The organism is Microcystis sp. CS-574, assembly GCF_028329095.1.
GTDB lineage: Bacteria > Cyanobacteriota > Cyanobacteriia > Cyanobacteriales > Microcystaceae > Microcystis > Microcystis ichthyoblabe_A.
The window spans coordinates 1-24,760 of record NZ_JAQMSY010000104.1; the positions used below are offsets into that span (position 1 = coordinate 1).

General features: G+C 42.5%; 25 protein-coding genes, 1 tRNA gene and 1 pseudogene. 20 read left to right on the forward strand and 7 right to left on the reverse strand.

The window, feature by feature from the left end; genetic code table 11:
• The 4 genes and pseudogenes from PN470_RS08235 to PN470_RS08250 all read left to right on the forward strand — a co-directional run.
• Positions 1-141, forward strand: a pseudogene (locus PN470_RS08235) (transposase); the annotation flags it as partial.
• Positions 142-218: 77 nt separating this feature from the next.
• A complete protein-coding gene (locus tag PN470_RS08240; RefSeq protein ID WP_272104273.1) occupies positions 219-1,016 on the forward strand; it encodes a calcium-binding protein in 798 nt (265 codons plus the stop codon).
• Between the two features lie 204 nt (positions 1,017-1,220).
• The gene (locus PN470_RS08245; protein ID WP_271937610.1) at positions 1,221-1,649 is read left to right on the forward strand and encodes a PadR family transcriptional regulator; all 429 of its coding nucleotides are present in this window, start codon (positions 1,221-1,223) and stop codon (positions 1,647-1,649) included.
• A 384-nt stretch (positions 1,650-2,033) separates the two neighbouring features.
• On the forward strand, positions 2,034-2,258 hold the full coding sequence (locus PN470_RS08250) for a hypothetical protein (RefSeq protein ID WP_002759485.1): 225 nt from the start codon (positions 2,034-2,036) through the stop codon (positions 2,256-2,258).
• Between the two features lie 137 nt (positions 2,259-2,395).
• On the opposite strand, the gene groL is transcribed toward PN470_RS08250, so the two are convergent.
• From groL to PN470_RS08265, 3 genes are all read right to left on the reverse strand, one after another.
• Positions 2,396-4,021 (reverse strand): chaperonin GroEL, encoded by a 1,626-nt coding sequence (groL, locus tag PN470_RS08255; protein ID WP_271937613.1) that lies wholly within the window; start codon positions 4,019-4,021, stop codon positions 2,396-2,398.
• A 46-nt stretch (positions 4,022-4,067) separates the two neighbouring features.
• The gene (gene groES / locus PN470_RS08260; RefSeq protein WP_002737272.1) at positions 4,068-4,379 is read right to left on the reverse strand and encodes a co-chaperone GroES; all 312 of its coding nucleotides are present in this window, start codon (positions 4,377-4,379) and stop codon (positions 4,068-4,070) included.
• Between the two features lie 684 nt (positions 4,380-5,063).
• On the reverse strand, positions 5,064-6,332 hold the full coding sequence (locus tag PN470_RS08265) for a DNA methyltransferase (RefSeq protein WP_272104275.1): 1,269 nt from the start codon (positions 6,330-6,332) through the stop codon (positions 5,064-5,066).
• 182 nt (positions 6,333-6,514) lie between these two features.
• On the opposite strand from PN470_RS08265, the gene PN470_RS08270 reads away from it, so the two are divergent.
• From PN470_RS08270 to PN470_RS08280, 3 genes are all read left to right on the forward strand, one after another.
• Positions 6,515-7,786 (forward strand): dihydroorotase, encoded by a 1,272-nt coding sequence (locus PN470_RS08270; RefSeq protein WP_272104277.1) that lies wholly within the window; start codon positions 6,515-6,517, stop codon positions 7,784-7,786.
• Between the two features lie 84 nt (positions 7,787-7,870).
• On the forward strand, positions 7,871-9,043 hold the full coding sequence (locus PN470_RS08275) for a DNA-methyltransferase (RefSeq protein WP_271937616.1): 1,173 nt from the start codon (positions 7,871-7,873) through the stop codon (positions 9,041-9,043).
• Positions 9,044-9,057: 14 nt separating this feature from the next.
• The gene (locus tag PN470_RS08280) at positions 9,058-9,234 is read left to right on the forward strand and encodes a Uma2 family endonuclease (protein ID WP_004160009.1); all 177 of its coding nucleotides are present in this window, start codon (positions 9,058-9,060) and stop codon (positions 9,232-9,234) included.
• Positions 9,235-9,548: 314 nt separating this feature from the next.
• Here PN470_RS08280 and PN470_RS08285 read toward each other — a convergent pair whose 3' ends face one another.
• The gene (locus PN470_RS08285; RefSeq protein ID WP_002737353.1) at positions 9,549-9,761 is read right to left on the reverse strand and encodes a DUF2839 domain-containing protein; all 213 of its coding nucleotides are present in this window, start codon (positions 9,759-9,761) and stop codon (positions 9,549-9,551) included.
• A gap of 156 nt (positions 9,762-9,917) precedes the next feature.
• On the opposite strand from PN470_RS08285, the gene PN470_RS08290 reads away from it, so the two are divergent.
• The 5 genes from PN470_RS08290 to PN470_RS08310 all read left to right on the forward strand — a co-directional run bounded on the left by PN470_RS08290 (position 9,918) and on the right by PN470_RS08310 (position 15,765).
• Positions 9,918-11,153 (forward strand): LL-diaminopimelate aminotransferase, encoded by a 1,236-nt coding sequence (locus PN470_RS08290; RefSeq protein ID WP_272104279.1) that lies wholly within the window; start codon positions 9,918-9,920, stop codon positions 11,151-11,153.
• A 95-nt stretch (positions 11,154-11,248) separates the two neighbouring features.
• Positions 11,249-12,085 (forward strand): metallophosphoesterase, encoded by an 837-nt coding sequence (locus tag PN470_RS08295; RefSeq protein ID WP_103111139.1) that lies wholly within the window; start codon positions 11,249-11,251, stop codon positions 12,083-12,085.
• A 447-nt stretch (positions 12,086-12,532) separates the two neighbouring features.
• Positions 12,533-14,362 (forward strand): tetratricopeptide repeat protein, encoded by a 1,830-nt coding sequence (locus PN470_RS08300; RefSeq protein ID WP_271937622.1) that lies wholly within the window; start codon positions 12,533-12,535, stop codon positions 14,360-14,362.
• Positions 14,362-15,459, forward strand: a complete 1,098-nt coding sequence (locus PN470_RS08305; protein WP_271937624.1) for a glycosyltransferase family 4 protein — start codon at positions 14,362-14,364, stop codon at positions 15,457-15,459. The genes PN470_RS08300 and PN470_RS08305 overlap by 1 nt, the downstream gene beginning before the upstream one ends.
• Before the next feature lie 219 nt (positions 15,460-15,678).
• Positions 15,679-15,765 (forward strand) — tRNA-Ser (locus PN470_RS08310).
• 128 nt (positions 15,766-15,893) lie between these two features.
• Here PN470_RS08310 and mfd read toward each other — a convergent pair.
• Positions 15,894-19,403: a transcription-repair coupling factor gene (gene mfd / locus PN470_RS08315; RefSeq protein WP_271937626.1), complete on the reverse strand. Its 3,510-nt coding sequence runs from the start codon at positions 19,401-19,403 to the stop codon at positions 15,894-15,896.
• A 599-nt stretch (positions 19,404-20,002) separates the two neighbouring features.
• On the opposite strand from mfd, the gene PN470_RS08320 reads away from it, so the two are divergent.
• The 4 genes from PN470_RS08320 (at position 20,003) to PN470_RS08335 (ending at position 22,166) form a co-directional block, all read left to right on the forward strand.
• Positions 20,003-20,944, forward strand: a complete 942-nt coding sequence (locus tag PN470_RS08320; protein ID WP_271937628.1) for a metal ABC transporter solute-binding protein, Zn/Mn family — start codon at positions 20,003-20,005, stop codon at positions 20,942-20,944.
• Positions 20,945-20,954: 10 nt separating this feature from the next.
• Positions 20,955-21,650, forward strand: a complete 696-nt coding sequence (locus tag PN470_RS08325; protein ID WP_002744560.1) for a metal ABC transporter ATP-binding protein — start codon at positions 20,955-20,957, stop codon at positions 21,648-21,650.
• 64 nt (positions 21,651-21,714) lie between these two features.
• A complete protein-coding gene (locus PN470_RS08330) occupies positions 21,715-21,942 on the forward strand; it encodes a type II toxin-antitoxin system HicA family toxin (RefSeq protein ID WP_072926196.1) in 228 nt (75 codons plus the stop codon).
• Between the two features lie 2 nt (positions 21,943-21,944).
• Positions 21,945-22,166: a type II toxin-antitoxin system HicB family antitoxin gene (locus PN470_RS08335; RefSeq protein WP_002744564.1), complete on the forward strand. Its 222-nt coding sequence runs from the start codon at positions 21,945-21,947 to the stop codon at positions 22,164-22,166.
• A gap of 25 nt (positions 22,167-22,191) precedes the next feature.
• Here PN470_RS08335 and PN470_RS08340 read toward each other — a convergent pair whose 3' ends face one another.
• Positions 22,192-22,425 (reverse strand): hypothetical protein, encoded by a 234-nt coding sequence (locus PN470_RS08340; RefSeq protein ID WP_016514908.1) that lies wholly within the window; start codon positions 22,423-22,425, stop codon positions 22,192-22,194.
• A gap of 215 nt (positions 22,426-22,640) precedes the next feature.
• Between PN470_RS08340 and PN470_RS08345 the strand changes: the two genes are divergently transcribed.
• The 4 genes from PN470_RS08345 to PN470_RS08360 all read left to right on the forward strand — a co-directional run bounded on the left by PN470_RS08345 (position 22,641) and on the right by PN470_RS08360 (position 24,163).
• The gene (locus tag PN470_RS08345; RefSeq protein WP_002792623.1) at positions 22,641-22,898 is read left to right on the forward strand and encodes a DUF4160 domain-containing protein; all 258 of its coding nucleotides are present in this window, start codon (positions 22,641-22,643) and stop codon (positions 22,896-22,898) included.
• The gene (locus PN470_RS08350) at positions 22,852-23,190 is read left to right on the forward strand and encodes a DUF2442 domain-containing protein (protein ID WP_002737024.1); all 339 of its coding nucleotides are present in this window, start codon (positions 22,852-22,854) and stop codon (positions 23,188-23,190) included. Before PN470_RS08345 ends, PN470_RS08350 begins: the two co-directional genes overlap by 47 nt.
• A 216-nt stretch (positions 23,191-23,406) precedes the next feature.
• Positions 23,407-23,691, forward strand: coding sequence for a DUF1214 domain-containing protein (locus tag PN470_RS08355; RefSeq protein ID WP_271937633.1), 285 nt, complete (start codon positions 23,407-23,409; stop codon positions 23,689-23,691).
• Between the two features lie 187 nt (positions 23,692-23,878).
• Entirely contained in the window at positions 23,879-24,163 is a 285-nt protein-coding gene (locus PN470_RS08360; protein ID WP_004163554.1) for a hypothetical protein, read from the forward strand.
• A 402-nt stretch (positions 24,164-24,565) separates the two neighbouring features.
• Here the strand turns inward: PN470_RS08360 and PN470_RS08365 are convergent.
• The coding region (locus PN470_RS08365; protein ID WP_271937635.1) for a hypothetical protein at positions 24,566-24,760 on the reverse strand (195 nt) is incomplete at its 5' end.

Genomic DNA, 24,760 nt, shown 5'->3' on the forward strand with positions numbered 1-24,760 from the left:
AAGCGAACACAAGAAGAATTGAGGAAAACGCTTACAGGCTGGGGAAAAGAGGTGTTAGAGCAAATTGAAGAAGTCAGCATAGACCTTTGGTTGCCCTATAAAAATTTGGTGAAAGAATTGATGCCATCGGCCGAGGTAGTCTTAGTAGCGTCCGCTTGTCAAATATCATTTTTCTAAGGTATCTTAGAATAAGATCAGCTTCCAGGAGAGAACTATTAATGAACGAACAATTAAAACAATGCGCGAAGGCAGCATTTATGTTGGCTTCAGCCCCTTTTGCTTTTATAGAGTCCGTAGCTTTTGCTGATATACAGTTCAAGGATATCAGGCTGGAAATTAATGCTCGGTCAAGCGGTGATGTTTTGTTTCCCCCGCCAGTTTTTGATTCTATGGGGTTTACCATGTATGGGAATGAGGGGCAAGACAGCTTCTTGATTAAGAATGAAGCGAAAGACTTCTTGATTGGGAATGAGGGGCAAGACACCTTCTTGATTGAGAATGAGGCGAAAGACTTCTTGATGATGCGCGAAGACAGCACCTACAGCTTCTTGATTGAGAATGAGGCATTCGTAAGCTTCTTGATTGAGAATGAGGCGAAATTCGTAAACCCATTTCAATTTAAACGGCTCTTAGATCACATCATCAGTCACAGAAAGCAAGACATGATTGAGGAGGCGAGAGAATTCTTGATTCGGAATAAGCAATTAACCTTATTGGCATTGCAAAACACCTTGACAACCTTAATGGCATTGCAAAACACCTTGACCTTAGTATTTAGTGTGGCAGAAATCAACCCTATAAGTATAAGCGGGCAAATTTGGACAGATAAGGTTGAAGGCAAAGTGGAAGTACGACAATTATTATTAACTACCTACACCATTGCCTGTACCTGTATCCGCCAGTCCCTGAAATTTATTCGTGGTTTGCGATCAACAACAAAGTCAAACTTATCCTCGACTTGTTCTAACACTATTCTGGGCTTTTTTCTAACGGGATCTTGTTGCGTTCAATTTTAGGAGCGAGAATAATGTGGCTCTTCTCGACTTTGTGTGATAATTTTTGCTTATGTAAGGTGAAATGCTTATCGGGCAAAACTTTAATCGCTATTTGGCGGAAGAAACTATCAGTATAGACCTCGTTTCCACACAGAAACCAGAAGAACCATAACGTCAAAGTACCATAATTTATTAATTCAAGGGATTGCAAGGAGAAACTTTACCATGAAATGCACACTTAATCAGTATTGCCCTGATTCAGGGGGCGATCAAAACCCAAATAATGGAGGAAATCCCCATGACATTAATTCCGCAAAACCAGTCTCAAGAGCAGTCCCAAAACCAGTTTCTGTTACTCCTAATGAAGAGCTTGTTCTATTGTCTCTTCAAAATAAAGAGTTATACGGATTGCAAATTATTGAGTCCATCGCAGATGCTAGTGGGGGACACAGAAAGCTCCGTATTGGCTCTCTCTATCCTACTCTTCACAGCCTGGAAGAAAAAGGACTTATCAAATCTCGATGGGGAGATGAGCGTCCCGATGACAGAGGCGGTGCGAGAAGGAGGTATTATCACCTTACCCAATTGGGAGAAAGAACTATGTCTGGCATTCAAGAGTTCAGGCACAATCTCCTCCATTGGAAACCCGTCTGAGTCGGAAGCCGTTGTCAATCACATTATGGAGGTTTTGTATCGGAAGTCTTGGACAACTCGGTGGTTAGCCATACCTGTCGCCCTCATTTTGCCAAAAGACAGGAGGGAGGAGTGGTTAGGATATCTTTACGATCTCTATAACAACAAAATTGTCCAAAAATACCCTCCTTTCGTGGCAAATCTCATCGTGATTTGTAGAACATTAGTTTTAATCGGGTCAGCCATTGAAATCAATTTTAGTATTTTTTAAATGGCTATCTTGATCGCTTCTTGGGATGATGGGGGGGATGGAGCTAAAGTGAAGTCCCCACATTCCACATTATTCAAGAATTTCATATCTTATGTACTGGACAGCGCAACGGTACAGAGATCATAAGGTGGGATATGGCAATCTTAAGAGAATCCTCGTCGTATTACGAAATCCTCAAAGAAGCAACAGACTTAGGAATTCGGAGAGAAATTTTTAACAGTATCGAATTAGGACTAGAGTTAAAATTCGGAATCGAAGGACTGGAATTACTGCCAGAGATCCGACAGATTCAAGATTTAGAAAACCTCAAACAAATTCAAGTGAATGAGAACCGTAGAATCGATCAAACGAGTCGGTAAAATCTATAGCGATATGAGTTCGGGTAAAACCTTGATATTATCCTAGCCGATTAACTCTTAACCCAGAGTGATGTTTTTTCATTAAAAAAAACTCGATCGCATTTAAGTGATCGAGTCCAGAAAAAACAGACTAATTATTAATAGTCGAAGTCACCACCGCCGGCGGGAGGAGCGGATTTTTCTTTTTCCGGTTTATCCACCACAATACACTCGGTAGTTAAAACCATACCGGCGATAGAAGCGGCATTTTGTAGGGCAGAACGAGTCACTTTAGCGGGGTCAACGATACCCGCCTCAAACATATCGGAGAACTCACCGGTAGCGGCATTATAACCGACATTAAAGGGCTTCTCTTTCACCCGTTCGGCAATAACTGCACCGTTTTGGCCGGCATTTTCAGCGATCCGTTTTAAGGGGGCAGCAATGGCGCGAGAAACGATTAAAGCACCGGTTAATTCTTCATGGTGTAGGGTTTCTTTAGCCCAGGTTTCCAATTGGGGAGCCAGGTGAGCTAAAGTAGTACCACCCCCGGGGACGATACCTTCTTCTACGGCTGCTTTAGTGGCGTTAATTGCGTCTTCTAGGCGCAATTTGCGGTCTTTCATTTCCGTTTCGGTAGCGGCACCGACTTTAATCACTGCCACACCCCCGGCTAATTTAGCCAGACGTTCTTGCAGTTTTTCTTTATCGTAGGAAGAATCAGTGTCGTCGATTTGACGGCGAATTTGCTCACAACGGGTTTTCACTGCCACGTCGTTTCCTTCGGCCACGATGGTGGTGGTATCTTTGTTCATAGTGATACGACGGGCCGTACCTAAGCTGTCAATTTTAGTGGTTTCCAGTTTTAAACCCGCATCTTCGCTAATGACTTGACCACCGGTTAAGACGGCGATATCTTCTAACATCGCTTTTCTGCGATCGCCAAATCCGGGAGCTTTCACCGCAGTGACGTTAAGAACACCGCGCAGACGGTTAACCACTAGGGTTGCCAAAGCTTCTTTTTCGATGTCTTCGGCGATAATTACTAGGGGTTTACCTTGACGGGCCACTTGTTCGAGAATAGGAACCAAATCCTGTACTAAACCGATTTTTTTGTCGGTAATCAGAATAGCGGGATCCTCAAAAACGCATTCCATGCGTTCGGTGTCGGTGACAAAGTAGGGAGAGATATAACCTTTGTCAAAACGCATCCCTTCGGTGATTTCTAGTTCGGTGGTCATCGATTTCCCTTCTTCTAGGGAAATTACGCCTTCTTTGCCGACTTTATCCATGGCCGAGGCGATCATTTGACCGACTTCATCATCGTTACCGGCAGAGATAGCGCCCACTTGTGCGATCGCTTTGGAATCTTCTACGGGTTTCGCGTGTTTGGCGATTTGACTGACGAGGAAATCGGCAGCTTTATCGATCCCTTTTTTCAGAGAAATCGGGTTAGCACCGGCGGCGACGTTGCGTAAACCTTCTTTAACGATAGCGTGGGCGAGAACGGTGGCGGTAGTTGTACCATCACCCGCTACATCGTTGGTTTTTGAGGCGGCTTGGCGAATTAAAGCCACACCGGTGTTCTCGATATGGTCTTCCAGTTCGATTTCTTTAGCGATGGTGATGCCATCATTGACGATTTGGGGTGCGCCAAATTTCTTTTCGAGGACGACGTTACGACCTTTGGGGCCAAGGGTGACGGCTACCGCTTCGGCCAGAAGATCCATGCCTTTTTCTAAGGCGCGACGAGCATCTTCGTTGTAGATAATAGATTTAGCCATAATGTATCGTTATTCGTGCAAAATAGGGGTTTTCAAGGGTAAATGATTAGGAAACGGCGGCAAGAATGTCTTTTTCGGAGAGGAGAACGAATTCTTCGCCACCAAGTTTGATATCGGTTCCGGCATATTTGGAGTAGAGAACTTTGTCACCCACACCTACTTCTACAGGGGTACGGCTACCGTCATCGTTGCGTTTGCCGGGGCCGACGGCCACGACTTCCCCGATTTGGGGTTTTTCTTTAGCGGCGTCGGGAAGGAAAATACCACCGGCGGTTTTTTCTTCGCTGGGGCTAACTTTAACGAAAACTCGATCGCCTAGGGGTTTAACAGTAGTTACGTTGATGCTGACTGCAGCCATGGAATATCCTCCGTTTGTCTTGTATTTGGGTAAGTGTCTTTTCCAGATTAGCACTCTTACCTTCCGAGTGCTAATTTACCGAAATACAAGGCCCCCTGACAACTGCTCGATCGGTACGGGTTCCCGAACTATGGTGTTAAGCTAGGGTTTGCGGCAAAAAGTTTGTTGGTGGGGTTAGGAGCCGGTGGTCGGGAGAATTAAGAATAAGCATTAATCGATTAAATGCTCCATTTAGGCATTTTATGCAGTTTTATGTCTATTTTTGTCATTTTTGAACTCTCAAGAATTAATTATGCAAGAACTCTATTATCAAAGCGCAAGTCCCTAAATATTTACCCAAGCTGCAATCGCCGAACCTCAAGGGCGATCGCTATCTCAACGATCGAAGCCTGTTGTTTACATAAGTAGTCGTGCAAAATTAATTTCCTAGTCGAGACAGGAGACGGGAGACGGGATAAAGCTATTAGGGATCGGATTTGAGTTTTCAGTTCTCTGTTTGCTCACCACCACAGAAGTCTGACGGAGTAGTGGCTTAGATGTGTAATTAATTGTGCTTAGATACATAGTTTTTTACACATAATATAGGGGTTCTCGTACCTGTACGGCACACTTAAAGTTTTGCTGATTAAGCTTTTCAAGATCGAGAATGTACCTTTTGTGAATGGGAAACGCTATAAACTAGACCTACCTTTTCTCTAAGATTAGTAAATATTCGGATTTCATGCCATCAGGATTTTTATTCTTGCGAGATTTGAATAATTGTCTGGTTTTAATTCTATCCTCAAAGACGGTATTAAAAATAAAGCCATTTTCCTGAAAATATTCCCCTAATATTCGCCAAGTTTCTACTTCCACTCCATCCACTTTCGGATTACCGACAAAAATGCAAGCTTTCCCAGCTTGTTTTAATTTTCTGGTGGCATTTTCTAAAGCGTTGATGGTGTGACAAAAATAGGAATCGAGTATTTTATGTAAATTCTCTTTCTCTAAACTCGATCTCACTTGATTTAAGGTTTCGGTTTCGATTAATCTGGTAGCCTGTCGGTAGGGAATTTCTAGCTTAGAGATTTTTTGTACTTCTTTTTCTGTATATCCTAACCAATATAAATCTAGTTTTGCTGTTCTGATATATTCCTGTGCTTGCAGATAGGGGGGTGAACTAATTAAACAATCTAACTCTAGATTTTGCTCGATCTCAAAAGTGGCACTATCTACTCCTCCATAAAAAAGCACTTGATTACAATTATGCCAAGTTACGGTAATATATTGATTGACGCTGGTTAAAGTTTCAAAACTCATATCTTTAATCGTTCGTTTTAATTCCTCTTGCCAATCTCTTTGTAATAGTTCTTGTATATCTGATTTTTTGTATTTCGATTGAAATAATTTTGGTTTCGTATGTTCTGCATAGGAAAACTGTTTACTAACTTTCACTAAAACCGCTTGAATGATCTGGGAATACAAATCAGGTTCTAGACTTTTTTGACCTGCCCAAAGTTTCTGTAAAACTACTAAAATCTCCTCTGGATACCAATAGTTTAAATTTGACCACTGAGGGATAAATTTATCCTTGCTGGCAAAAACTTCTAAGATTTTTTTATCTAACTCTGAGTAACTCAATGGTTCTTGTTGTTCCGTGATCTTAATCGGGATAATATGGTTTAAAAGATAATTCAGGTCAGTTAAAACTGCATTTCTTTGACAAAGTTTAGCCTCTAAACCCACCGTACCTGAACCCGCAAAAGGATCGATAATCCAATCATCCTTTTTACTGTAATTATCAAGGCAAAATCTCACCACTTGGGGAATAAATTTGGCAGGATAATAATAGATGCCATGGGTTAGATAACTGGTGCTGGTGATTTCTGGCACTAAATCTCGAAAAGAAACTAATCGCGGGGTTCCCTGATTAATTTCTTCTAAATTATTAGAATCGAAAAGTTCTAGTTGCATGATTCGGCTATCAATTCTCCCTAGGGTAGGCCAGCCAATTAAAATAAAGATTAAAACCGTAGTCGATCAATATTCTAACTTATCGTCCCCCAACCTAACCGACAACTCAGCTTTTTTGCTTTTTACTTTTTACTTAACGTGATATACTGCCAAAGGAAAAAATGACGTTTTAATTAGTCTGCGTGAATAGCCAATCCTCGACAATTATAGAACAGGTTAGAGTCCTTGACCCCCTGACACAAACCGATCGCATTGCCGATGTCTGGATTGAGGAGGGGGTAATTAAAGCGATCGAATCCCAGCTTCCCCCAAGAGAAAATAGTAACTATATTTCTGGTCAAAACTGTATTTTTGCTCCTGGATTAGTCGATCTCTACAGTCATTCCGGGGAACCTGGCCACGAAGACCGAGAAACCCTCGCATCTTTGCTCAAAGCGGCCACGGCCGGAGGCTGCACCCGGGTGGCAATTCTCCCCAATACTCTCCCCCCTCTCGATCACCCCGCACTCATTAGCACATTACAGGAAAAAAGTCAAGGGTTTTTTGACTCAAAATCGACTCGTCTGCATTTTTGGGCAAGTCTCACCCTAGGAAGACAAGGGCAAAAAATGACCGAATTAGCCGATTTAATGCCTGTAGCGGTGGGTTTTACCGATAATCGCGGTCTAGAAGATTTGGGACTGTTGCGGCACTTATTGGAATACCTAAAACCCTTCGGTCAAAATATCGCCCTTTCCCCCGTAAATCAGCAATTAAAGGGTAATGGAGTCATGCGCGAGGGAGAAACCTCAATTCGCTTCGGTTTACCCGGAGATCCTGCTATTTCTGAAACCACTGCTTTAGCCACAATTTTAGAAATCGTCGGCGAAATTAATACACCTGTTCACATCATGCGAATTTCTACCCGTCGAGGAGTGGAATTAATTCGCGAGGCAAAAATGCGGGGATTGCCGATAACCGCTAGTGTGACGTGGTTGCATCTCCTCTTAAATACAGGATCGATCGCCAGCTACCATCCCAGTTTACACCTCGCTCCACCCTTGGGCAACGAAAGCGATCGCAAGGCGTTAATTGCGGCAATTAAAGAGGGAATTATCGACGCAATCGCGATCGATCATCGTCCCTATACCTACGAAGAAAAAACCGTCTCTTTTGCAGAAGCACCCCCCGGCGCGATCGGGTTAGAATTAGCTTTACCGCTACTCTGGGAAAAATTAGTAATAACCGGACAATTATCAGCTTTACAATTATGGCAAGCGCTTAGTCTCAATCCCTGTCATTGTTTACAACAAAAACCAGCATCTCTTACCCCCGGCAATCCCGCGGAAGCAATTCTTTTTCATCCCCAAGCAAGCTGGAAAGTAACGGCAAATAATCTTCACTCCCTCAGTCATAATACTTTCTGGTTAAATCAAACAATTACGGGAAAAGTCTTAGAAATGTGGAATTTTTAAAGGGTGGCCAATTTCTATCTTGAGACTCTCCTAGTTTTTTGGATAATGATCAGCTAGAATTCTAGAGAGAACTAGAGTAATGACATGGAAAAAGAACTGGTATCGGACAAGCGCGGTTATCTGCTTCGCACGGTGGCAGAAGCTAAAGAAATTGTCCTTAATTGGTTGCGGGAAATAAATTTAGTTAATGCGATTAAATTAGGTTTACCAGAAGTGGATGACAGATATCATATTTGGCGAGTTCCTCTATGTAATGACCAGAAAAAAACCGTTGGGGAAGTGGTGATCGATGCCTACACCACCGAAATTTTAGCCGATAGGACAACCCGGACTGAAATTATTATCGCTCGTCTGTTAAAACAGGATGAATCTAAATTAGAAACCCCCAAGAAAACTAAAAAAGAATATAAGCTTTCCTCTCTGAGAAATACCATCGGATTTGGTGATTGTAGCGAACTTTTGGAGGAAATGCCCGCAGAAAGTGTTGATTTAATCTTTACCTCACCACCCTATTTTAATGCTCGTCCAGAATATTCGGAATTTGAAGAATACGAAAGCTATCTATTGAAGCTGCGACAGGTGATCAGAAAATGTCATCGAGTTTTGAGTGAAGGACGTTTTTTTGTCATTAATATTTCTCCCGTGCTATTGCGTCGTGCTTCGCGTAATCAAGCTTCTAAACGTATTGCTGTTCCCTTTGATTTGCATCGAATTTTTATTGAAGAAGGTTACGATTTTATTGATGATATTATTTGGCTAAAACCAGAGGGAGCAGGGTGGGCAACTGGTAGAGGGCGCAGATTTGCCGCCGATCGAAACCCTCTCCAATACAAAACCGTGCCGGTGACTGAATACGTTTTAGTCTATCGTAAACACACGGATTTACTCATCGATTGGCATATTCGCAATCATCCCGATCAAGAAGTAGTAAAAGCCTCAAAAATTGCCGATGGTTATGAACGCACTAATGTCTGGAAAATTAACCCAGTCACCAACTCAAAACATCCTGCCGCTTTTCCCGTAGAATTGGCAGAAAAAGTGATTACCTATTACTCTTTTAAAGGTGATGTGGTTTTAGATCCTTTTGCTGGTTCAGGAACCGTGGGACTAGCGGCCGCTTCTTTAGATAGACGTTTTGTTTTATTCGAGAGTAATTTTAATTATATTGAACTGATAAGAAAGCTAATTACTGAAGGCAATCAGACTGATTTAGATTCAATTATTTGGCTTAATTGTCCGCTAGAAAACCAACAATAAGCAAAATAAACCCCATGACAGCCAGTAAAAGTCACGCTTATTTTACTCCCAAAGACTATCTAGAAATAGAGAAAATTAGCCCCATTAAACCTGAATATATACAAGGGCAAATCTTGGCAATGGCTGGGACAAGTAAAGCCCATGTTATCATCACAGGTAATCTTTCGGCCCAATTAATTAGGGCTTGCTGAAAAAGTTTTTCGTGGGGGTAGGGTGTGGGGTGTGGGGTGTGGGGTTTTACCTATTTTCAGGGCGTTCGGCGAAGCTCAGTCGAGCCGTGGTCAATTACCTAATTTTCAGAAAAAAAGTACCTGAATTTTCCCCCCAATCACTCCAAAGGTCGGCACTTTTTGAGGGAAAAAAAGTCTAAAAGCGTTATCCAACAAGGTTTTTAGATTTATTCAGCAAACCCTAATTAACCGTAACCTTTCAGGGGGGAACAGAAGCGCTGTATTGGCTAAAAAAAGAAAAAGCTACCACCATCAAAGCGCAAGTCCCTAACCAGTTATTGGACATTCCACCAACCGAAAGCTGGCCCGACAAAGCGAATAACCACCCAAACCCCGGCTAAAACTCCTATACCAATCCAGGCACCCCTAGTGGTTAACTTGTAAGCTTGGGCTGCTTGACTTTTGGTAATTGGTAGCCAAGGCAGGATATTTTCTTCCTGTCCATACTTATCACCCAGGGCCGATTGACGACGTTTTGATTCACCCATACTAATGTCAGTTATTAAGAGGTTTTTCTCTGATTGTATATCGAAAGACAACAGGCCACACCCAATCCTAGTCCATCAAGGAGGGCGATCGAAACTAACGGCCGATGACCGACTATTATAGAATTAAAGGTTGCGACTGAAACGAGAATAATAATTATGGCAACCATTAACAGTAATTACTTAAAACTAAAAGCGGGTTATCTTTTCCCAGAAATTGCCCGACGAGTCCAAGCTTTTGCGGCAGCCAATCCCGATGCTAATATTATCCGTCTGGGGATTGGGGATGTCACCGAACCTTTGCCCCTAGCTTGTCGCGAGGCCATGATCAAAGCAGTGGAGGAAATGGGCGATCGCTCTAGCTTTAAGGGTTACGGGCCCGAACAGGGTTATGCTTGGTTAAGGGAGAAAATCGCCGTCCATGATTTTCAGGCTCGCGGTTGTGAGATAAATGCCGATGAAATCTTTATTTCCGACGGTTCTAAGTGCGATACGGGCAATATTCTCGATATTTTTGGGGATAATAACTCGATCGCCGTGACCGACCCAGTATATCCCGTTTACGTCGATACTAACGTTATGGCCGGACACACGGGAGAGGTCAACAAACGCGGCGAATACGAGGGCTTGATTTATCTGCCAATTACCGCCGAAAATAACTTTACTGCCCAGATTCCGGCGGAAAAAGTCGATTTAATCTATCTCTGTTTTCCCAATAATCCCACCGGGGCCACAGCTACCAAAGAACACTTGACAGCTTGGGTCAATTATGCTAGGGCCAACGGATCGATTATCTTTTTTGATGCGGCCTACGAGGCCTTTATCACCGATGCCAGTTTACCCCATTCCATCTACGAAATCGAGGGAGCGCGGCAATGTGCGATCGAATTTCGCTCTTTTTCTAAAAATGCCGGTTTTACCGGGACCCGTTGCGCTTTAACCGTGGTTCCCCAAAGTCTGATGGCCAAAGCGGCCGACGGCAGCGATGTGCAACTCTGGAAACTGTGGAATCGTCGGCAATCGACCAAATTTAACGGCGTTTCCTACATTGTCCAACGGGGGGCCGAGGCGGTTTATTCCTCGGAAGGACAAGCACAAGTACAAGAACTTGTCAAGTTTTATTTACAAAATGCAACAATTATCCGAGAAAAATTAACCGCTGCCGGTTTAGAAGTCCATGGTGGCGTAAATGCGCCCTACGTTTGGGTAAAAACGCCCCAGGGTCTATCAAGTTGGGATTTCTTCGATAAACTGCTACATACCTGTAATGTGGTGGGAACTCCTGGATCTGGCTTTGGGGCTGCCGGAGAGGGTTATTTCCGGCTATCGGCTTTTAATAGTCGTGCCAATGTCGAGGCCGCTATGGAGAGAATTATCAGTAAATTTCCAGGCTAATCCTCAAGAGAGGGATGTTTGCGGAAGCGTCCCCCAGCAACCCCATCGGCAAATAATTGATAGACTGGTAACTACTCACCGACAACGGCTCACCGATGCGACCCTTTTGGTTAGAATCCTTACAGGTAGAAAGATTAACGATCGCAATTGCTGGCCTACCGGCACATCTGCAAGGGATCAAGTTGGTGCAGTGGTCAGATCTGCACTGCGATGAAGAGCATTTGCCTGAAGCTGTCCTGCAAGAAGCGATCGCCATTACTAATCAGGAAAAACCCGATCTCATCTTCCTGACGGGGGACTTTATTACCGATAGTCCCCAGCCAATTTTTGCCCTAGCAGATAGCATAAAAGCTCTCAAAAGTCAAGGGGGTATTTATGCTTGTTTAGGAAATCATGACAGTTATCTTCCCAACGCAAGGGAAACGGTCAGATCAGCCTTAACTAGCGTAGGAATTCGGGTACTCTGGAATGAAATCGTCACACCCTACGGCGAAAATTTTCCCATCGTCGGATTGGCCGATTATTGGTCTGGGGAATTTTTACCGCAAATCCTCGAGCAAATTTCCCCCGATATACCCAGACTCGTCCTTTCCCATAATCCCGATACAGCCATGATTTTAAAGGATTGGCGCGTGGATTTGCAGTTATCCGGTCATACCCACGGAGGTCAAGTGACTATACCGGGTATCGGTTCCCTACCGATAATTTTAGAGGAACTTAGGCGATCACTACCCGAACCCTATCGTCCATGGGTTCCCCTTTATCGGGAGTTTAGCAAAGTAGTCCGATACTGGCAATGGTCCGAGGGATTTCATCGAGTCGGGGACAATCAATTATATGTGAATCGAGGCTTAGGAACCTATTTCCCTGGTCGTCTTTTTTGTCCCCCCGAAGTGACAGTAATCACTTTGGTCAACAGGAGTCAGTCTTGAATCAGTTATCAGTTTTAAGTTTTAAGTTTTAAGTTTTAAGTTTTAAGTGTGCAGCATTAAATCAGCTGTTGACTATCTAAATTACTCGTTAAGACTATCGGTTAATTTTTTTTCCAAAAAGCTTGACAAAACCCCACGACTTGACAGATAATTTCTTATATAATGGGAATCCGTGCCAGCCTGCGACCCCCCCTTTTCAAGTCAAATAAAGCCCAAAAAAATTAACCCCAAAAAGTAGTCGGTGAACTGAAAACTCACATCTGATAACTGATAAGCTGCTGACTATATAAATTACTCGTTAAGACTGTACTGGAGTGCCGGAGTAGGGAGAGGAAGTTTGAGCATTTGTACTAAATTTTCCAATATGCAGTTTAAATTCAGTACAGCTTAGAAGCTTACTACTGTCTTTTCACTGATTACTGTTTACTGATAACTGAAAAAACACTTATGACAGAAAATAGAGATAACTTCAACGAAACTTATAATGCACTAATTGAGCGCATTGTCAATCTAACTTTAGAAGGAAAAATTAGAGCTAAATCACAGGTTTATAACCTTTTGTCCGAGGGAGTAAAAAATGGCACAGGAGAAATTTTTGAGCGTTGTTTAACTGAAAAAATTATCATTACTCGCTCACAGTTAGAAACAAAAATTAAAGCGACTAGGGTTTTGCGGACCCTGGAAACGATCGAAAGTGAATGGGAAAAATATCAAAAAACCAATCAGCAAAATTCTCTCACTGCAGCGGCGATCGATAATCTGGTGAAAATCGATCGAGAGGATCGTTTACTAACTTTAGTGAATTTAATTGATCCCAATCAAAGTAATGCTTTAACCCTAGAACAATTACAACAGTTAGCCAAGAATTTACAGACAGTTTCTCACCAGCGAGGAGAAGCGGATTTATGGCAAATTGCCACGGGGATTAATCTGGGGTTAAATACTTGGTCAAATTTATCGAATGATCTCACCAGTTGGCTCTACGAACAAAATCGCCATCTTGGTTTTACTAATGATAATGAGCGAGTGACTCCCTGGCAAATTTGGGCAAGTAAAGTTAATCCCTCTTGGTTAAAACGAGTCTTAGAAAGTTTAGCTAATCAACAAGCTTTTGATTCTCTCACCCAGGATTTAACTTTAACCGATTGGGTAGAAACTGCCATTGTTTTTCAATATATCCAAAGGGGACTAATTAACTTTTTTGATCAGCGTATCTATAGCGAAAAACTGGGAGCAAAATTATCTATTTCTACCTTTCTCACCTTTGCTTTAATTTGGTCGCTGTTAACCAATAGTTTCGAGCAAGTTAGTAAAAATTCTCTCTATAGTCGCGGCTGTTTTCAGATGGCTTTACAAATTCTGAGAACCTTTGCTCAACGGGATTATTTTCCTTTATACGGAGGAATTTTCGCCTCCTTTTCTGGCAGTTATCTCAAGGAGGCATTAGATTATTTATCAATTCCTCTGCGTTATGTGGAAGGTACGGGAGAAAAGGCGAGAATTTTAACTTTAATTGCCTATTCTAATCGCATTCGCGGCGACTATCCACAGGCCAGAGAATGTCATCAACAAGCTTTAGAAATTGCTCGTCAACAACAGGACTCTGCTTGTGAAATAGCTAATTTAAACCATTTATCCCGTCTCAATGCTATCCAAAAAAACTATACAGAAGCGATTAATTTAAGTCAGAGAGCCTTAATTTTAAGTCGTCAACAGGGTAATAGTTTAGGACAGGCTAACGCTTTAGCTAATTTGGGTTATAGTCAGGTACAGGAAGCGCAACAGTTAGAGAGATATGATCCCGAAATTTATCAAAGTTCGATCGAGTATTTACAGCAGGGATTAAAGTTAGCGGAAAGTCTCCAAGATTGGCAGAGTAAATCCCTTTGTTGTAGCAGTTTAGGTTTAGCATATCTTGTCCTCGAAAGAACCCAAGATGCGATTAATATTCTCCTACAAGGATTGGAATCGGCCAAATACTACGGAGATGTATATCTGCAAGGTTTATTACTAACTTATTTAGGCGAAGCTTACTATCAAGACAAAAATTTTGAACAGGCAATTTATATGGGTTCTCTAGGAATGTATTGGCTCCACGAAATCGGTGCAGTGGAATGGCGACAAGCTGCTAGTCTATTAACAGTTATTCGCGGCAAAAATATCGCAGCTTTTGAACAGACTTTCAGTCAGGAACGTTCCTCCCTGATTAAATCTATTGGACTGGAAGGCTACCAATATATCTCAGAAATCCTCAGCAAATATCAACAGGGTAATTAGTGAATACAAAGCATAACCTATTAATTAATCTCTCGGTACTTTTTCCCCAACCCACGGGAATCAGTACCTACATTCTTAACCTCTTACCCTACCTGAAACATTTAGAACCAACCCTACTAACAGCTAATAGTTATCCCGACTTTAACTGTTATTCTATCCCCAAAGGTCTCGGCCCTGATCGAGGAGCGAAAGGTCATTTAAAACGCTTACTCTGGACTCAGTGGCAGTTACCGTCAATTTACCGACAATTAAACGCCAATTTACTCTTTTCTCCCCTCCCAGAAGCGCCGATAAATTCTCCCTGTCGCTTTGTCGTCATGGTCCACGATTTAATTCCCCTAAGGTTTCCCAGTTTTACTTCCCCCTTAACCCAATATTTCCGTTATTATGTGCCGCAGGTATTACAACAGGCAAAACATATTATCTGTAACTCTCAGGCAACGGCCAAAGATATCACTGAATATTATCAAATTCCCGCCGATAAAATTACTTCAATTCCCCTAGCCTACGATCATCATCACTTTCGTCCTATGGAAGATAATAAGCCAGAACATCCCTATTTTCTCTATCTCGGTCGTCCCAATCCCTATAAAAATTTACCGCGTTTAATCGCCGCTTTTGCCCAACTGCCCCCAGATTTAAGCGATTATCATCTTTGGATTGCCGGCAGCTTCGATCGCCGTTATACCCCGAATTTACAACAACAAGCGCGAGAATTGGCAGTTAGCGATCGCATTAAATTCCTCGACTATATCCCCTACGATCACCTACCCAAAGTTATCAGTCAAGCCACTGCTTTAGTCTTCCCCAGTCTCTGGGAAGGCTTTGGATTGCCCGTTTTAGAGGCTATGGCCTGCGGTACACCCGTCATTACCTCAAATTTGTCATCTTTGCCCGAAGTCACGGCAACAGCGGCAATTTTAATCGATCCCTATCGAGTCGAGTCCATAGCCGATGCCCTAAAAATTATCGCTCAAGATCGACAATTACAGTCAAAATTAAGTTATCTAGGCAAAAAACGGGCCGATGAGTTTAGTTGGCAAAAAACTGGTCTAGCTACAGCCGCAATCTTAAATCAATATCTAGGGTATGCTTAGGGACTTGCGTGGGAATAATATCCCAATCGATCGGAGGGCGCAAGCTTTGCGCCCCTACAGTAACGGATTTTGTCCACAATGTAGGGGCGAACTGCGTTCGCCCAAAAGGTACATTATCAAAGCGCAAGTCCCTAACCTGATCGGTCATCGTCGGAAAAAGAAAAATAATTTGACAGATCGGCAGCATTTGCTGTAGGATGGATGATCGTGACCTAAATTGGAGAGATGGCCGAGCGGTTGAAGGCGCAGCACTGGAAATGCTGTTTAGGGGTAACTTTAACGAGGGTTCGAATCCCTCTCTCTCCGTCCCCAAAGCACCTCCTAGATATGAGGTGCTTTTTATAGCAGTTAGAGTATAGGAGTCAGGAGATTACTCTTATTGATTATCTTTTCCCCATCACCCACTCTCCTATACTTTTTAAACAGGATTTAGTCTAATTCCCCCTCGGTAAACCATCTTTACACTTAGCTAACCACTCCAATAAACTATCTAACTGCTGTGGTGGTTTTACCGTTCCTAAACCCCTAACCGTCACCTGTTTGGGACTATAAACAAAGCGTGATTGTATATGTTGGGGTAGGTGTTCTTGTAATAATTTCCACGCTGGTTCCTCCATAGGAGTTTCTAGGATAATATGCTGTTTTCCATCGGGTTTAATGCGCGAAAAACCGAGGGATTTAGCCAGATGTTTTAACTCGATTACCTTAAATAATTGTGCCACTGGGGAAGGAATTGCCCCGTATCTATCCACTAAATCCGCAGCAATTTGTCCTAAAGTTTTCTGAGAATTAGCAGTAGCGATCGCCCGATAGACATCCATTTTCTGCTCCGGATCGGATATATAATCATTAGGAATAAATGCCGTCAATTTCAGATCGATTTGGGTATCCTCCACTTGAGGAATTTCTTGACCTTGAATTTCCCGCAAAGCTTCCTGTAACATTTCCATATATAGATCAAAACCAATCGCTTCCATTTGTCCCGATTGTTCCGCACCCAATAAGTTACCAGCGCCGCGAATTTCCAGATCCCTAGTCGCTAATTGATACCCCGATCCTAACTGGGTAAATTCTTGAATTGCCTTTAATCTTTCCCGAGCGGTTTCTGTTAGTTCTCCCTTAGCTGGATAAAGTAACCAAGCGTGCGCTTGTACTCCCGATCGCCCCACCCGTCCCCGCAGTTGATAGAGTTGCGCTAAACCGAATTTTTGGGCATCTTCAATGATAATTGTGTTAACTCTGGGAATATCTAACCCCGACTCCACAATAGTCGTACAGACTAAGATATCCGCTTCCCCATTATTAAAAGCTAACATGGTGGTCTCTAATTCAGCCTCATCCATACGACCGTGACCAATGGAAATTCTAGCACCCGGAATCATCCCTTGAATTGCTGCCGCTTTTTCTTCAATTCCCTCGATTCTGGGTACTACATAAAAAATCTGTCCCCCCCGATCCAATTCATTGCGAATTGCCGTTCTAATCACATCAGAATTATAACTAGAAAGGTGGGTTTGGATGGGACGACGAGAGGGGGGAGGTGTGGTAATTAAACTCATTTCTCGCACCCCAGAAAGGGACATATAAAGAGTCCGGGGAATCGGTGTTGCCGTCAAGGTTAACACATCAATATTACTTTTAAAAGCCTTAATTTTTTCCTTTTGATTGACACCAAAACGCTGTTCTTCATCGATCACCAATAATCCTAAATCTTTAAACTCCACCGCTTTACTTAATAACAACTGCGTCCCCACCACTATATCCAATTCCCCCGTTTTCAAGCGCTGGACGATATCTTTTTTCTCGGAATTGGTGCGAAAACGATTTAATAAACCCACATTAATAGGATAGGGAGCAAAACGTTCTTTTAGGGTGTGATAATGTTGTTGGGTTAAAATCGTTGTTGGTGCTAATAAAGCCACCTGTTTATGACCCGTGGTGACAGCTTTAAAAATAGCACGAATCGCCACTTCTGTCTTACCAAAACCCACATCCCCACAGACTAAGCGATCCATCGGGCGATCGCTTTCTAAATCCCGTTTCACATCCTGTATCGCTTTCAGTTGATCAGCAGTGGGTTGGTAGGGAAAAGAATCCTCTAACTCCCGCTGCCAGGGATTATCCATCGGATAGGCAAAACCCGATTTTTGGGCGCGTTGGGCGTAAATATTGATTAAATCAACCGCTAACTTCTTAACTGACTTCCTGACGCGAGCTTTCGTCGCTTCCCACGCTTTGCCAGAGATTTTATGTAATTCAGGCTCTTGATTACCTGTATGACGATAACGGGAGAGATTATCAACAGAATCGGCAGGAACCCGCAATAATCCATCAGCATACTTAATAACTAGATAATCTCGACCTTGCACTACTCCGCTAATTGTGCTTTCCTGCTTTTCTAGTTTGATAAACTGTCCGATGCCATGGTGTTTATGTACTACAAAATCGAGGGGACGGAGTTTATTCACATCCACCTGTACCGAGGCTGCTTGCCGACGTTTGCGGACGTAACCGGCAGTATTTAAAAGATGTTGCCCGAAGAACTCTCGATCAGTAACGACGACTATGCGATAGGTGGGGAGGATAAAACCTTCTAATTCAGCTAATCCTGAGTATTTTAGGGCTGTAGCGGTGTTTTGAATGATTAAGCGCTCGATCGCCCCAAAATCGAGGGGATTGGGGATAAATTGGGCCGGGCAGTCGTGTTCCTGTAATAACGAGACTGTACGGGAGGGTTGGGCAGATATTAACCATGTAGCGTACTTATTTACTTTAATACCGCTATAAATCTCTCTTTTTCCCCGTAAAATTTCCGCTAGTTTGGCGAATTGCCCCGGATTGGTGGGAATCGGACGACTGGAGAGATTAAGACTATTTTCGGAGAGGTGATCGTCTATTTCTGAGAGGTAGAGATGGGGAAATTTAACCGATATTTGCAGAGATTCGCCAAAAGAACGGTGAATTTGCGGTAAAGCTGGTTCTATCTCTTGCCAGCGTTCCCCAATATATTCTATCCAGCGATCGCTTCTAGCTTGACAGCTTTCCAGTTCATCAAAGGCAATAAGAGTATTTTCGGGGAGATAATCCAATAAAGAGGCAGGTTGACGGAAGGACAAGCCTAAAAATCGCTCAATTCCCTCTGGATAAATGCCATTAGCCAATTTTTCTCGCTCTTCAGCCTCCAAATAATCGGCCACTGTGGGGGGAAGAGAAGGGGCAATCATCGCTGCGAAGCTAGTGGGAGTAAGAAGCAGATTGGGGATAGAATCGAGGGATCTTTGGGTGGCAGGGTCAAATTCTCGCAATTTTTCCAATTCATCGCCGAAAAATTCTAACCTGACCGGTAATTCGGCCGAAACTGGGAAAATATCAACGATATCGCCGCGACGACTCCATTGCCCTTCGGTTTCTACCAGTGAAACCCGTTCATATCCTAATCTAGCTAGGGTTAGATCGAGGTTTTTGGCTTCTATAACCCTTCCTACCGCAAAATTATCGCTATACTGCTCGAAAACCTCTCTAGGGGGTAAATGGGGCTGCAGGGCCTTTTCGGTGGTAACGATCGCAATTCCAGCCTCTTGATGACTGATTAGAGCTTGTCCTGAGCTACGTCGAAGGGCCGATAATACCTGCATCTGTCCCCAAATCATCTCGGATTCCCGATTAAATCTCTCGTAGGGGCAAGCTTCCGAGGTGGGATAAAAGAAAACACCTTTCCACGTCATCGCTTCTAATTGTGCCGCCCAACGTGCCGCTTCCTCCAGATTGGCACAGATAATTAAAAGATTTTTTCCTTGACAACGGGCGAAAGCTGTGCTGATTAATCCTTTCGGTAAGCGGGCAAGGCCAGTTAGGGTTAAATTGCCGTTTTTCTCCAGTTTTTGGATAAGTTCGGCAGTTAATGGCGATTTTTCAATGTTGCGAATAACGGAGGCAAAAGTCATTTTTTAGTGATCGGCACTCGGTTTTTGGTTAGGGTTTGCGGCAAAAAGTTTTTCGTGGGGGTAGGGTGTGGGGTGTAGGGTTTTACCGATTTTGAGGGGGTCAATTACCTAATTTTCAGGGAAAAAGTCCCTGAATTTTCCCCCCGATCACTCCCATGTCCGGTACTTTTTGATTTCCCAAAAAGTCTAAAAGTCTTACCCAACACGGTTTTTAGATTTATTCAGCAAGCTCTAGTTAAGCTCTCCTGAATTTATACTGCCTATTGGGAGTTCTAGTACAAATGCTCAGGCTTCCTCTCCCAACTCCGGCACTCCGGTGCAGTCTTAACGAGTATCAGTTTCCAGTTTACCCACTACTTTTTGGGGTTAATTTTTTTGGGCTTTATTTGACTTGACCAGAGGGGGGTCGCAGGCGCACGGATTTTCCATTGTCTATATAATATCATGTCAAGCGTTAGTTAGCAAGAGAAAATTTTTAATTGGGAGCGAAAGATCGAAGGACGAAAAACCAGTACATCTATACCGAAATATTTTCAGAATGATAACGATTCTCACCGACTGTGATAAGATCAGAATCATAATCAGACTCAGTTAATCCGATGGGTAAAAATTTCCAGTTAACAGCGATCGCTTTAACCCTGACTATAGCCAGCTTAACAGCTTGTAGTGGTCCCTCGGTCAAGGAAGAGGAAGCAAAGACACCCTTACAGGTGACAGTGAGTATCGTACCGCAGGAATATTTTGTCAAACGTATCGGCGGTGATAGAGTCAGTGTTAATGCCATGATTCAACCCGGGACAGATCCCCACACCTATGAACCAAAACCCGAACAATTAAAAACCACAGCCCGATCGCAAGCCTATTTTAAAATTGGTGTATCCTTAGAAGATGCCTGGAAAGATCGCTTAAACAGTGTTAACCAACAGATGTTAATCGTCGATACCAGTCAAGGGGTAGATAAAATCCCTTTGACAGCAGAACATGATCATGATCATGATCATAATCACGATCATGATCATGCCAAGGCAAAAACAGAGCAAGCTGGAAAAAACACCCTAGATCCCCATATTTGGTTATCCCCAAAACGAGTCAAAGCACAGGCAAAGACTATTTATCAAACCCTAGCACAACTCGATCCCGGTCAGGAAGCTATCTATCGGGCTAACTTGGAAAAATTCAGTCAGGAATTAGACGCATTAGATCAAGAAATTCGGCAAAACTTGGCAGGGATTAAAAACAAAAAATTTATGGTATTTCATCCCGAATGGGGCTATTTTGCCCAAGATTACGGTTTAGAGATGATTGCGATCGAAATTGACGGTAATGAACCCAGTGCTGCCCAGTTAAGTCAACTAATCAAACAGGCCAAAAAAGAGAATATTAAAGTTATTTTTACTCAACCAGAATTTAGTCAGAAAAGTGCCGAAACTATTGCTAGGGAAATTGGGGGACAGGTAATCCCTATCAGTGCCTTTGCTCAAAATTGGAGTGAAAACCTGCGACAAGTTTCCCAAAAAATGGCCACAGTTTTAAATCAGTAATTGCTTGTATATGTCAACGATCATTACCATTAATAATCTCTGGGCCGGCTACGAACAGGAACCTATCCTCGAAGATATTAATTTAACCATTGAAGAATTAGATTTCCTGGGAATTATCGGCCCGAATGGAGGAGGAAAAACTACCCTCCTTAAGGTTTTACTGGGATTAATTAAACCTTGGCGGGGAGAAGTCAGTATTTTGGGGCAAAGTGTCGAAAAAGGTCGGGAATTAGTCGGTTATGTGCCGCAGTTTGTCGAATGCGATCGCTCATTTCCCATCACTGTGGGTGAGGTGGTGAAAATGGGGAGATTGAGCAGCAAAAAACTCTGGCAAGGCTATAGTAAAAAAGATGAGGTAAGGGTAGATAAAGCTTTAGATAGTGTGGGAATGTTAGCGTTGAAAAAAAGGTCGATTGCTGAACTTTCGGGGGGACAGCGCCAACGGGTTTATATCGCTCGCGCTTTAGCGGTAGAACCCCGTCTCTTGATTTTAGATGAACCCACTGCTAGTGTCGATCCCCAAATGCGTGCTAGTATTTTTTCCCTGTTGCAAGAATTGAATGAGTGGATGACCATTTTAATTATTTCCCATGATCTGGGAACCCTATCTACCTATGTTAAATCGATCGGTTGTCTCAATCGTCGTCTCTATTATCACGGCCAAAAATCTCTCACTACCGCTATGTTAGAACAAGTGTATTGTTAAAAGTTTTCTCCCTTTGGGTTAAAATGGATTTTTGCTCAAGCTCATTGTTGAATGGCATTCACTCGTGTCTAAAAGGGATAAACTACTAGAACTACTCAAGAATAGTCCTAATAACGCAAGATTCAACGATGTTTGTCAACTGCTAGAATTAGAAGGGTTTTCCCTTGATAGAATTACAGGTAGCCATCACATTTTTAAAAGAAATGATATTATTTTGGTCATACCTGTTCATAATAAAAAAGTAAAATCTGTTTATATTCGTCGAGTCCTTGAAATCATCGGAGATAACTAAAGATGAATTATCCAATTATTATTTATCCCTGTGAAGAAGGCGGTTTTGTCGCTGAAATTCCAGCACTATCTGGCTGTTTGGCTCAGGGTGAAACCTTAGAAGAAACCCTACAAGAATTACTGATGGTAAAAGATTTATGGTTAGAAACAGCCCAAAAATATAATCAAAAACTTCCCAACTTAGAAACAGAGATAGCGAAAATCAAAGCATTAAGCACTGTATAGAGCATTTTTGGGGGAATTGCGATCACTAATTGCCGTCTTGACTTAAAAAATAGCCAACTGCACGCTGAAGCTGTTCCATCCCTTTTTGCAGTTGGTCAATACGAGCCTTAGAGTCTTCCATTTGTTGAGCAGTAGCCTCCACAAACCGATCAATACGCCGATTCGTTGCTTCACTGATTTCCGCCAGACGTTCTATTCTTCCATCAATACGCTCCATATTGGCTTCAATACGGTCTAATCGAGAACTTTGCCACCACATTGACTTACCACCTTTAAAATAAGCCTTTATTGCCCCCAGTCTAGCAAATTTTTAGACAAATTAATCTCTTTTCATCGTGTGGTCGCTTTTTGGGGATGAGAAAGGGCGATCATTTTTGGGGATGAGAAGAGGCGATCGTTTTTTGAGAAGGAGGGGCGATCGCTTACAATAGGGGGAAAACTTTTAGAAAGCAACCTTGATTACTATTCTTACTCATGCCCACTCTATCAAGCTTCTATGGAATAAAAATCACCATGAACTATAACGATCACAATCCGCCTCATATCCATGCCGAGTATCAAGATTATGAAGCGGTTATAATGATTCACACAGGTGAAGTTTGTGGTCAAATGCCCAAAAGAGGACTAAATTTAATATGGGAGTGGCTTGATCTACACCAATCTGAACTATTGGAGAACTGGGAAAATGCGCGTCAAAGAAAACCTCTTAACAGAATCGATCCCCTTCCCTAAAAAGGAGCTATTTCTTCATGTTATCTGTGTGGAATATCTGGATAAGTATCAATTAAAGCTAACCTTTAATAATGGAATAGAAGGGATTGTAGATTTAGAACAAGAATTGTATGGAGAAATCTTTGAACCCTTAAAAGATAAGAGTTTATTTCAAAAAGTATATGTCAATAGTCGGACAATAGAATGGCCAAACGGAGCAGACTTTGCCCCTGAATTTTTATTTGAAATTGCTCTCGACAAGCAACCAGTTAGTATGGTCGGTGATCCTGTAGGGTACGCTAATGAAATGTAACAAACCAAATTGTTTTCTTAACAATAATTATCTGATTTGCGATTATTTTGGACTTTAGTGCGATCAGGTTTTCTTCTCATGGTGTGATCGCTTTTTGATCAGGAGGCGCGATCGCTAATTGCCGTCTTGACTTAAAAAATAGCTACTTAACGGGCTTTTTTGCTTTTAATCATGATGAATTTGTAATTATTCTGCGTTACGCTAAAACATCCTAGCGTGCTACTATTCTGGTCAGTGATTCTTGACAGTAACCAGACGCGATCGCAGGTTCAGACGGATCAACAGTTTCCCAGTGTCGGTAGTCAGACAAAGGGACTTTTGGTTAATGCCGATGGCTCTGTGGATATCTATTTCGGGCCGAAACCGCCTGCGGGTAAGGAAAATAATTGGGTGCAGACGATTCCTGAAACGGGTTGGAACACGATTCTTCGACTTTATGGCCTGCTTGAGCCTTGGTTTGATAAGACTTGGCGACCAGGGGAAATCGAGTTATTGAAGTAGTCCTATCCAGAATATGGCTGGATCGCCGATCTGTTGCTTGGGTTGAGGTGATAAAATTTGGCGATCAAACTTTGTCAGAGAGAATGATTGCAGTAACTCGACAATGATGTTATCATCGGGTTGTATTCGTTAACCCTAGTTACAAAATCGGTGATCGCACTACAGAATAAGTCTATTTATAACTTTTATGACATTGCTAATAGTACTTGAGTATCTTGCTATACGTGCAGCAGTAGGAATTGTAAGAATTTTTTCCCAGCCAGTATCTCTTACCAGTGATGATGCTCAAAATATTGCAACTATCATTAGAGCAGGAAGAGAGAATAATGTGAAAAAATTTGAGATAGAATTAAACAGCGAAATAGTTCAAGGTATTGATTTAAAAGGTTTAGAAACCAGTGAAAACGTAAATATAACACTGGGACAAAAAGGAAAAAGCAGTTATAAACTTACAATAGAGTACAAGGAATAATTGCGATCTCTAGTTAGGTTGTGTTGCACTTTGTTTAACTTAACCTGCTTTTAATTGAGAGGGCGATCGCTGTTTGGGAATGCGGTTGCTTTTTGGGGATGAGTGTGATCGCTTTTTGGGGATGAGAAAAGGCGATCGTTTTTTGAGAAGGAGCGGCGATCATTTTTGGGAGGAGCGCAATCACCGATCTTGTAATGCGATCGTTTTTTGATGATGGGGAGAGGCGATCGTTTTTTTTTGGGATGAGAAGGGGCGATCGCCGATCTTGTAGGTTGGGTTGACGAAAGGAAACCCAACATTTCTACACAGAAAATATCCCCTTTCCAAAACTAATTAACACCATTATCTTTTAATTTGTTGGGTTGCGTTCCTTAACCCAACCCACCGAATTTTTGAAAAATTTTAGTTGATCTTGTCGGTTGATACGACGAAACCCAACCTTGTATATTGAGAGAGGTGGTAGACCGTCCCAACCTTGGTCAGAAAAGACCGCTTCGTAGCAAGGGTCACCACCATAATCTCCCTGACAAAACTCGAACAGTCGCCGGGGTCGTGGCGAAAACAATCAATTTTTAAGCTAAGAGACCGTATCGGGCA

Bases quoted from the DNA above. Each gene is read 5' to 3' on its own strand.
- PN470_RS08245 (WP_271937610.1), top strand. From the start codon at position 1,221: ATGAAATGCACACTTAATCAGTATTGCCCTGATTCAGGGGGCGATCAA.
- PN470_RS08300 (WP_271937622.1), top strand. From the start codon at position 12,533: ATGACAGAAAATAGAGATAACTTCAACGAAACTTATAATGCACTAATT.
- PN470_RS08345 (WP_002792623.1), top strand. From the start codon at position 22,641: ATGCCCACTCTATCAAGCTTCTATGGAATAAAAATCACCATGAACTAT.
- PN470_RS08280 (WP_004160009.1), top strand. From the start codon at position 9,058: ATGACAGCCAGTAAAAGTCACGCTTATTTTACTCCCAAAGACTATCTA.
- PN470_RS08295 (WP_103111139.1), top strand. From the start codon at position 11,249: ATGCGACCCTTTTGGTTAGAATCCTTACAGGTAGAAAGATTAACGATC.
- PN470_RS08340 (WP_016514908.1), bottom strand. From the start codon at position 22,425: ATGTGGTGGCAAAGTTCTCGATTAGACCGTATTGAAGCCAATATGGAG.
- PN470_RS08240 (WP_272104273.1), top strand. From the start codon at position 219: ATGAACGAACAATTAAAACAATGCGCGAAGGCAGCATTTATGTTGGCT.
- PN470_RS08335 (WP_002744564.1), top strand. From the start codon at position 21,945: ATGAATTATCCAATTATTATTTATCCCTGTGAAGAAGGCGGTTTTGTC.
- PN470_RS08265 (WP_272104275.1), bottom strand. From the start codon at position 6,332: ATGCAACTAGAACTTTTCGATTCTAATAATTTAGAAGAAATTAATCAG.
- PN470_RS08285 (WP_002737353.1), bottom strand. From the start codon at position 9,761: ATGGGTGAATCAAAACGTCGTCAATCGGCCCTGGGTGATAAGTATGGA.
- PN470_RS08250 (WP_002759485.1), top strand. From the start codon at position 2,034: ATGGCAATCTTAAGAGAATCCTCGTCGTATTACGAAATCCTCAAAGAA.
- PN470_RS08325 (WP_002744560.1), top strand. From the start codon at position 20,955: ATGTCAACGATCATTACCATTAATAATCTCTGGGCCGGCTACGAACAG.
- groES (WP_002737272.1), bottom strand. From the start codon at position 4,379: ATGGCTGCAGTCAGCATCAACGTAACTACTGTTAAACCCCTAGGCGAT.
- mfd (WP_271937626.1), bottom strand. From the start codon at position 19,403: ATGACTTTTGCCTCCGTTATTCGCAACATTGAAAAATCGCCATTAACT.
- PN470_RS08290 (WP_272104279.1), top strand. From the start codon at position 9,918: ATGGCAACCATTAACAGTAATTACTTAAAACTAAAAGCGGGTTATCTT.
- PN470_RS08275 (WP_271937616.1), top strand. From the start codon at position 7,871: ATGGAAAAAGAACTGGTATCGGACAAGCGCGGTTATCTGCTTCGCACG.
- PN470_RS08350 (WP_002737024.1), top strand. From the start codon at position 22,852: ATGCGCGTCAAAGAAAACCTCTTAACAGAATCGATCCCCTTCCCTAAA.
- groL (WP_271937613.1), bottom strand. From the start codon at position 4,021: ATGGCTAAATCTATTATCTACAACGAAGATGCTCGTCGCGCCTTAGAA.
- PN470_RS08360 (WP_004163554.1), top strand. From the start codon at position 23,879: ATGACATTGCTAATAGTACTTGAGTATCTTGCTATACGTGCAGCAGTA.
- PN470_RS08320 (WP_271937628.1), top strand. From the start codon at position 20,003: ATGGGTAAAAATTTCCAGTTAACAGCGATCGCTTTAACCCTGACTATA.